This is a genomic window from Kitasatospora sp. NPDC058965 (assembly GCF_042741245.1).
Lineage (GTDB): Bacteria > Actinomycetota > Actinomycetes > Streptomycetales > Streptomycetaceae > Kitasatospora.
Genome location: NZ_JBHYKG010000012.1, coordinates 55,498 through 62,968 on the forward strand (window position 1 = coordinate 55,498; position 7,471 = coordinate 62,968).

12 protein-coding genes are annotated in these 7,471 nt (G+C 73.3%); 5 read left to right on the forward strand and 7 right to left on the reverse strand.

Annotation, left to right across the window (positions count from 1 at the left end; all coding sequences use genetic code 11):
* Positions 1 to 7 precede the first annotated feature (7 nt).
* Both ACFW1A_RS04010 and ACFW1A_RS04015 read right to left on the reverse strand, forming a co-directional pair.
* Positions 8 to 526, reverse strand: coding sequence for a DUF1990 family protein (locus ACFW1A_RS04010; RefSeq protein WP_380403683.1), 519 nt, complete (start codon positions 524 to 526; stop codon positions 8 to 10).
* Between the two features lies 1 nt (position 527).
* Positions 528 to 875, reverse strand: a complete 348-nt coding sequence (locus ACFW1A_RS04015) for a cupin domain-containing protein (RefSeq protein ID WP_380403686.1) — start codon at positions 873 to 875, stop codon at positions 528 to 530.
* A 107-nt stretch (positions 876 to 982) separates the two neighbouring features.
* Between ACFW1A_RS04015 and ACFW1A_RS04020 the strand changes: the two genes are divergently transcribed.
* Entirely contained in the window at positions 983 to 1,381 is a 399-nt protein-coding gene (locus ACFW1A_RS04020) for a GNAT family N-acetyltransferase (RefSeq protein ID WP_380403689.1), read from the forward strand.
* A 25-nt stretch (positions 1,382 to 1,406) separates the two neighbouring features.
* Here ACFW1A_RS04020 and ACFW1A_RS04025 read toward each other — a convergent pair whose 3' ends face one another.
* Together ACFW1A_RS04025 and ACFW1A_RS04030 are read right to left on the reverse strand one after the other, a co-directional pair.
* Positions 1,407 to 1,775: a hypothetical protein gene (locus ACFW1A_RS04025; RefSeq protein WP_380403692.1), complete on the reverse strand. Its 369-nt coding sequence runs from the start codon at positions 1,773 to 1,775 to the stop codon at positions 1,407 to 1,409.
* Positions 1,772 to 2,623 carry a class I SAM-dependent methyltransferase gene (locus ACFW1A_RS04030; protein ID WP_380403696.1) on the reverse strand — a complete coding sequence of 284 codons (852 nt, stop codon included), beginning with the start codon at positions 2,621 to 2,623 and terminating at the stop codon, positions 1,772 to 1,774. Before ACFW1A_RS04030 ends, ACFW1A_RS04025 begins: the two co-directional genes overlap by 4 nt.
* A gap of 192 nt (positions 2,624 to 2,815) precedes the next feature.
* Between ACFW1A_RS04030 and cutA the strand changes: the two genes are divergently transcribed.
* On the forward strand, positions 2,816 to 3,142 hold the full coding sequence (cutA, locus tag ACFW1A_RS04035) for a divalent-cation tolerance protein CutA (RefSeq protein ID WP_380403698.1): 327 nt from the start codon (positions 2,816 to 2,818) through the stop codon (positions 3,140 to 3,142).
* Between the two features lie 13 nt (positions 3,143 to 3,155).
* On the opposite strand, the gene ACFW1A_RS04040 is transcribed toward cutA, so the two are convergent.
* Complete coding sequence (locus tag ACFW1A_RS04040) at positions 3,156 to 3,899, reverse strand: class I SAM-dependent methyltransferase (protein WP_380403701.1); 744 nt, start codon at positions 3,897 to 3,899, stop codon at positions 3,156 to 3,158.
* A 434-nt stretch (positions 3,900 to 4,333) separates the two neighbouring features.
* Here ACFW1A_RS04040 and ACFW1A_RS04045 point away from each other — a divergent pair, with 434 nt between their 5' ends.
* From ACFW1A_RS04045 to ACFW1A_RS04055, 3 genes are all read left to right on the forward strand, one after another.
* Positions 4,334 to 4,537, forward strand: coding sequence for a hypothetical protein (locus tag ACFW1A_RS04045; protein WP_380403704.1), 204 nt, complete (start codon positions 4,334 to 4,336; stop codon positions 4,535 to 4,537).
* Positions 4,538 to 4,736: 199 nt separating this feature from the next.
* Positions 4,737 to 5,033: a hypothetical protein gene (locus ACFW1A_RS04050; RefSeq protein WP_380403707.1), complete on the forward strand. Its 297-nt coding sequence runs from the start codon at positions 4,737 to 4,739 to the stop codon at positions 5,031 to 5,033.
* Between the two features lie 55 nt (positions 5,034 to 5,088).
* Entirely contained in the window at positions 5,089 to 5,487 is a 399-nt protein-coding gene (locus ACFW1A_RS04055; RefSeq protein ID WP_380403710.1) for a DUF6086 family protein, read from the forward strand.
* Positions 5,488 to 5,612: 125 nt separating this feature from the next.
* On the opposite strand, the gene ACFW1A_RS04060 is transcribed toward ACFW1A_RS04055, so the two are convergent.
* Together ACFW1A_RS04060 and ACFW1A_RS04065 are read right to left on the reverse strand one after the other, a co-directional pair.
* On the reverse strand, positions 5,613 to 6,533 hold the full coding sequence (locus ACFW1A_RS04060) for a DUF6891 domain-containing protein (RefSeq protein ID WP_380403713.1): 921 nt from the start codon (positions 6,531 to 6,533) through the stop codon (positions 5,613 to 5,615).
* A 169-nt stretch (positions 6,534 to 6,702) separates the two neighbouring features.
* A partial coding sequence (locus ACFW1A_RS04065) for a hypothetical protein (protein ID WP_380403716.1) occupies positions 6,703 to 7,471 on the reverse strand: 769 nt, incomplete at its 5' end.

The window sequence follows — 7,471 nt, forward strand, 5'->3', positions numbered from 1 at the left end:
CCCGCCATCATCCCCGTCCCGCCGTCATCCGCCGCAGCACCCGCCCGCAACGGCGGGCGTAGGCCGCCTGGAACACCGGGACCAGCGGCCCGAGCGCGCGGGTGGCCCAGTGTCCCGGACGGCTGAACGCGGTGACGGTGAACCAGACCTCGCCCGCCCCGTCCAGCTCCACCAGGAACGCCTCCTCGCCGCACTCCGGGTGGCCGGGCAGGCTGCCGTACCCGAAGCCGATCCGCGCCTCGTCCCGCACCGTCCACACCACCTCGCACGGCGCCGCCACCCCGATCCGCCCGCGCCCGAGCAGCACCCGCACCCGTACCCCCGGGGCGGCGCGCTCGGCGTCCGCGGTCACTCCGACGCCGACGGCGCGGTGCATGGCGAAGGTCAGCACCCGCTCGCCCGCCGCCTCGAACCGGGCGCGTCCGCTGCCCAGCCGGGTGCGGTGGCGCAGGTGGCGGTAGCCGGGCGGGAGGGAGCCACCGGGCGCGGTGGCGCCGACCTCGGGGTAGCTGAGTGCGGGCGTCATGTCAGCAGTCTGCCGCCTCGACCAGCAGCAGCGTGCCCCGGCTGCCCGGCCTGACGGTGTGCCGGGTACCGGCCGGGACGGTGCACAGCTCCCCCGTGCGCAGGGTCAGGTCCGCGCCGGCCAGGTCCAGTTCCAGCACCCCGTCGAGCACCAGCAGCAGCTCGGGGTGGGGGTGCGCCTCGGCGGGCAGTGGGCGCCCGTCCATCCGCAGCACCTTGACCACCGCGCCGGCCACCCCCGCCAGCACCTGCGAGGCCCACGCCTCGGGCAGGGCGCGGGCGAGCGCGGCGAGCGGGACGGGGGTGGGGACGGGGACGGGGACGGGGGCAGGGGTGGGGGCAGGGGTCATGGTGCACCTCTCGGTGGGTCTCGGTGGGGATGTCCGGGACGCTACCGGCTGCGGCGCCCGCGTTGGCTGACCGTTCGGCAAAGCTTCCGCGTGGCAGGCTGTCCGGCATGACCGACGGACCTCCGCTGCTGCAGGTGAGCCCCGCGCTCACCGACGCCGAACTCAACGAACTGTTCGCCGCCTCCTGGCCCGAGCACCGGGACACCTCGTTCGCCCCCGTGCACGCCCGCAGCCTGCTCTGGGTCACGGCCCGGCGCGACGGCCGCCTGGTCGGCTACGTCAACGTGGTGGGTGACGGCAGTGTGCACGCGTTCGTCCTGGACACCACCGTGCACCCGGCCGAGCGCCGCCGGGGCCTGGGCGTGCGGTTGGTCCGGGCCGCCGCCGAGCAGGCGCGGGCGCGCGGCGCCGACTGGCTGCACGTGGACTACGAGCCGCACCTGGAGTCGTTCTACGCCCGGTGCGGGTTCCGCCCGACCGCCGCCGGGCTGCTGCGCCTGCACTGACCGGCGGCCGGAGCCCCGCCCCCGCTCAGCCTCGCGCCGCCCGCCGGAAGCGGCGCAGCAGGTCGACGGCGGGCGCAGCGGCGGGGTCGAAGGTCTGGCTCGCCAGCTTCCCGGCGGTCGAGTACAGGCCGGCCACCTGGCACTCGAAGCAGAACGCGATCTCGAACAACACTCCTGCGTCCGCGTGCGCCCGGAGCGCGTACCGCGGGCTGAAGCAGCGCATCCGGGTCCCGGCGGGCATCGCCGCGACCAGGTCCAGCACCGGCTGCGCGTCCGTCCACAGGTCGAGGGTCTCGCCCGGGACGGAATCGGTCCAGCCGAACCAGCCCATCGGGTCGGTGATGCGGACGACTTCGAGGAGGTCGGCAGTGCCTGCGCCGGCGGGAAGGATCACCGCGGCAGTATCGCACCCGTCCGGTCCGCCGCCGTGCCGCCGACCGGGCGCCCGGCGGTGACCAGGTAGTAGTCGAGGATGCCCTCCCGGTACGCGCGCAGGAAGTTCCGCGGCCAGGTGTCCGGTGCCCACCACCGGCTGAGCCAGCTGTCCCACCCCGGCCACACCTGCGCACCGATCGACTCGGCGCGCGCGTCGGTGAGCCCGGCCGCGGCGAACTCCGCGGTCAGCGCCGCCACCGGGCGGGCGACGTCGAGGCCGTTGGCGAAGGTGTCGAGCATGGCGGCGAGTTGGTCGGGGCGGCCCGGGGCGTCGTCCACCGTGAAGAAGCCGGCGAGCGCGACCCGTCCGCCGGGGCGCAGCACCCGGGCGGTCTCCGCCGCGAAGGCGGCCAGGTCCGCGAAGTGCTGGGCGGCCTCCACACTGATCACGACGTCGAACTCGGCGTCCCCGAACGGCATCGCCTCGGCCGCCCCCCGGACGAACCGCAGCCCGGGCTGGGCGGCCCGGGCCCGCCGCACCTGGTCCGGGTGGATGTCCATCCCGGTCACCGCCACCCCCTCGTACTCGCGCAGCGCCAGCGCGCACCCCGTGCCGAGCCCGCTGCCCACCTCCAGCAGGTCCGCCCTGCCGGGCGCGGCGGCGGCCAGCACGTACCGGTACAGCTCCTGCTGGCTGCTGATCCGCTGCGCCTCGGTGAGCGGTTCCGCCAGGTCGATGCCGCGCCAGTACCCGAAGTTGATGAACCCGCCGCCGAACATCGGCGCCCCGCCGAGGTCGGCCGGCCCGTACGTCTCCCGCACCACCGGCCGGATCGCCGGTCCGGTGTCGGTCGTGTCCTCGTCCATGCCCTTGCCCCTACCCGCGTCCGTGCCGGCATCCGCGTCCGTGCCGGCATCCGTGCCCGTGCCCTGGTCCATGGCTTGCGTACTACCCTCGTCGCATGGAACTCATGGTGGCCCGTGACGACATCTGCGCGGGGGACGACACCGCGGGGCACGCCGTGTCCCTCGGCCTGCACCCGTTCGGCGGGCGCTGACATGACGACCCGTGAGCTCGTGGTCGTCACCACCACCCACGACGACGAGGCCGCCGCCCGCACCCTGGCCGCCGCCGTGGTCCGGGCCCGCCTCGCCGCCTGCGCCCAGGTGTACCCCGTCCAGTCGGTCTACTGGTGGGACGGCGAGGTCCGCGACTCCCGCGAATGGCGCATCGACTTCAAGACCCGCGCCGACCTCGCCGCCCGGCTGACCGGCTTCGTCACCGAGCAGCACTCGTACGACACTCCCGAGGTCATCGCCGTCCCGGTGGCCACCGCCTCCCCGGCCTACCTCGCCTGGGTGCACGAGGAGACGGCTCGGCCGTGACTGCGCCGCCCGCTCAGGCGCGGCAGCGCAGCATCTCCAGCGGCGGGTGCGCGAGGACGTCGGCCCAGAAGTCCTCGCCGAACTCGCGGATGCCCTCGGCCGACACCTGCACCGGGACCCACTCCAGCTCGCCGAACCCGGCGGCCCGCAGGCTCGCCTCGTAGACCTCACGGCGCGGGGCCGAGCCGACGATGCTGATCGGCTCCGGCTCCAACAGCGCCGTGACCCGCACCCGCGGGCCCGTCTCGATCTCCTCGCCGACGAGTTCGCAGCGGAACCCGTACGTCTCCAGGGTCAGGCAGTCGAACTGGTAGTCCGGCTTCTGAGCGAAGACGAAGAACTCCCCGCCGGGCACCAGGCTCTGGTGGACGGTGCGGCACATCCGCTCCAGCTCGGCGATCGACCCGGCGTAGTTGAGGCACTGCACGCCCAGCGCGATGTCGAACCGCCGCTCCAGCGGCTGCAGTTCGGCCACGTCCTCGACCGCGTAGCGCACCCCGAGCGGCTCGCGCTCCTCGATCCCCCGCGCAACGGCGATCATCTCGCCGGAGATGTCGACGCCGAACACGTCCGCCGCGCCGCGCCGCTTGAACTCCCGGCTGTAGAAGCCCGTTCCGCAGGCCAGGTCGATGATCGACTTTCCGCTGACGTCCCCGACCATCCCCAGGAAGCTCGGCACCTCCCCGTACCGGATCAACGGCAGCGCCTTGAACCCCTCGAACGCCTCACCGATCCGGTCGTACTGCTGCACACCCATGTGCTGCCCCCTCTGGTACGTCGTCCCGTCCTGCACCCGACCGCACCCGGTGCGGCCCGTGCCGGTAAGTCTGCTCCGGCCCGTCCGGCCGCCGTACTGGCGGATGGCACAAAGAAGTTGACCGAAGGACCGGGTACGTCCTGCCGTATCGCCCACCCCGGGACCGGCCCCGCCGCGGGACCGCGTTCGAGGCCCCCGGGCGGCCGCCCGGCGGAGGGCCCGGGATCCCCTCCGGGACGGTTCAGGGGCGAGTCGGGGGCGCACCCGATACCCGGTCCTCCGGCGACCGACCAGGATGGTCACGTTGCCAGGACGACGAGAAAGTCGGAGAAGGACCAATGACGGGTGGAATCGTGCGCCGCTTGCTGCTTGCCCCGGTGCACCTCCTGAACGTGCGCCAATCCGGTGTGCTCCGACTGCCACTGGGGTTGGTGATGTCCCTGGCGGGCGCCGTGCTCTGGTTCGACTTCCTGGTGCGGGGGATCTGCTTCCCCCTGGCCCAGCCGGACACCAGGACGTCCTGGGGCGGGCCCACCATGGCCGGCGCCTGGTTCGTCCACTTCGCCTTGCTGGCCGCCTTCGTCCTCGCCCTGCACGCCGGCGCACTGGCCCTGCGCCGCAGGACCCCGCAGCACTGACCGCGACGCTCTCCGGGCCCTGTCCGACCAACGGACAGGGCCTTCGTGCTGCTCGTCTGCGTGCGCCCGTCCGTCGTCCGCCCTCGGTCGCGCCGGCACGCCGGAGGGGCCCGCCGACCCGGGCACCTCGTGGCCGACCTATCCTCCTGGGACACGGTCGACACGGGACGGAGGGCCAGTGGCCATCATTGGGTACAGGGTGTCGGAGCACGAGGCGACCTGGGACGAAGCGGTCACCTGGGCTCAGGAGCGCGGCTGGAAACTGCCCTGCCTCAGCAGGCTCTACCTGCTCCCGCTGAGCCGGACCCTGGAGGAAACGGCGGGGCTGCGGTGCGACGAGAGCCTCTGGGTGGACTCCGACCGGACTGTCGGCGGCGGATCCTACGTCCATGGCAACGGCGACAACTGGGCCTTCAGCGGACTGGCGATCGCGGTGGACCCGGACCTCACGACGACCAGGCGCTTCGTGTACCAGTACGAGATCGAACCAGCGTGACAGGTCCGCACGGGCCACGAAGGCCGGCCCGGTCGGACACGCAGGGAGGCGCCGAGTGAGCCAGTACTACGACATGGGTGATGAGACCCTCTGGAACCCGTCCAACGGGGCATCACGGCTGTTCCTGCGTCAAGTCGGGATCTTCGAGGAAGAGCTCGGTCTCCCCTCCGGTATCGGGCCGATGGAGTCGGACGAGTGCCAGGTCGATCCCGGAGTGCTTGAAGTCTTCGCCACCGCCCTCCTGGCCCGGCACCGAGGCACTCACCATGCCGTCGTGCGAGCCCTGACCGAGGGATTCGTCATCACGATGCTGGCCCTCGCCGAGCGGGCGGGCGTCGCGGTGCGCTGGGAGCCGCCGCCGAGCATCGATCCGGCCACCGGCGAGGACGGACAGGACTGGAGTGAGGAACTCCGCCGGAAGACACGGGAGCTGGGCCGGTCCATGGCACGCTGACCAGGCCGCGTCCCGGTCCGACCGACAGCCGGAGGAGAGCGACGTCCCGGTACGGGACGGGGCCGCATGGACGACGCCGCTCGACCAACCGTCCGAGTCGAGCGGGCGAGCCGGCCCGCCGGCCCCTAACCGACCAACCGGCGGCGCCAGTCCAGCGGGGTGACGTGGACGGCTCGACCGGGGTCCGCGTCCCAGTCCGTGGGCAGGCCGGCCGCCTCCAGGGCGGCCACGAGCTCGTGCCCGATCGTTGCCGTGGTGTCGGACGACCCGTCGAAGCCCCCGTAGAGCAGCATCAGCCCGCCCCCGGCCGCGGCGGAATCCGTGCACTGGGTGTGGAAGTAGACGAAGCCGCGCGCGTCGGGCCCGGCTTCGGCGCCGATCTCCGCCTGGCCGCAGCTGCGGCAGCAGGTGAAGTTCTCGCGGGCGGTGATGCCCGCCTCCTCCAGGGCGGTGAACGCGCGGGTCAGCCTCTCGGGATCGGTCTCGCCCTGCCAGTCGGCCTGCTCCGCGACCCGCTCCAGCCACAACCGGTCCGCCAGCGCCTCCGCCTGCTCGCGCGAGAGGGGTCGGCGGTCCTTGGTGACCAGGTACTCCTCGGCCAGTTCCGCCAGTTCGGCACGGGTCGCGTAACCGCCGACCAGCACCTCGCGCACGCGCTGCTCCAACTCCGCGCGTTCGTCGTCGCCCAGGTCGAGCGGCGGCACCTCGCGGACCGGACCCGTGTCCAGCAGGGACCAGGCCAGACCGCCGTCCCAACCGGCCCCCTCCTGCCGGGCCCACCCGGCCAGGGTCGTGGCCACCACCTCGGCCGAGTCGACCGTCACCTGGAAGTGCCGGTCCGCGGCGCCGTCGCGGTACTCCACCGTGTAGTCACCACCGGCCTGGTGCCAGACCTGGGCGAAGACGTCCGGCAGATCGGGCACCCGCTGCACCACCAGGAACCGGTCGCCGTCACCACCGATGCGTCCGACCAAGGCGGCCAGTTCCTCGGCGGACACGCGGACATGCCGCTCCCGGCGCTCCGTCCTCACCACGATGTCGAGCATGCGCAGACTCTGCCACACCGCTCCGACGCCGGCCCCTGAGGACCTGGACGTGGGGCTGCTCACTGCGGCGGGGCGAGGTTCGACCGGGGCTTGCGTGCCGGTCCCCTCGTCGTGGCCGACTGGCGGGGTCCGCTGCAGTCCCCTGTCACCGGCCGCGCCGGCGCGCCGCTCAGGCGGTGTCCCGCTTCGCGGCGGGCGGCACGGCCGGCTGCTCGTCGCGGCTCTCCGGCGTGAAGGCGTCGCGGCGGGCCAGGGCCACCGCGAGCGGCACACCCAGCCGCTCGGCCGCGCGTCGCCGGACACGCACCTGCGCGCGGGTCCGGGGCCGGAACGAGGGGAGCGGCGAGCACCCGCAGCCGGGGCGGTGATCGTAGGTCAGCCCCTCGGCGAGGACGGTGGCCACAACGGACCAGGCCTTCGTGTCACGCCGTCGGGGCGCGGCGAAGTCGTAGCCGGCAAAGGCCAACTGTCCGCGGCACCCGGGGCAGACACGCCTGCGGATCGGCCACGTGCTGCCCTTGAAGGCGAGCCGGCACGTGACGCACACGTAGTGCCGGAAGGCTCCGTTGACCGCGTGGTAGCACATGGCCCGACAGAATACGCGCCGCTCGCGGGCGAGCCCCAGCGGTTTCCGTGTGCGTGCTCCGACCGTCCTGCCCTCACGACCTTCGATGACGTAGGACAGACCGAGCCCGGTCAACAGGGTCCGGAACTCGGTGGACCATTCAGGGCAGTCGGGCCGCCGAAAGCTGTCGCTTTGTAGAGAGATCGGTCGTCGCTCTTGAAGCTCGGGCCGGCTCCGCTGGTGCCCAAACAGGCCGTCATGGGACGTCGGATCGGGTGAGGAGAAGTCGGTCTGGCCGACTTTCGGAACTGCGCTGGGCTCTGTGGGGGGGCTGACAACACGAGCGCAGCGGGGGCGGGCCACCGCCCCGGTG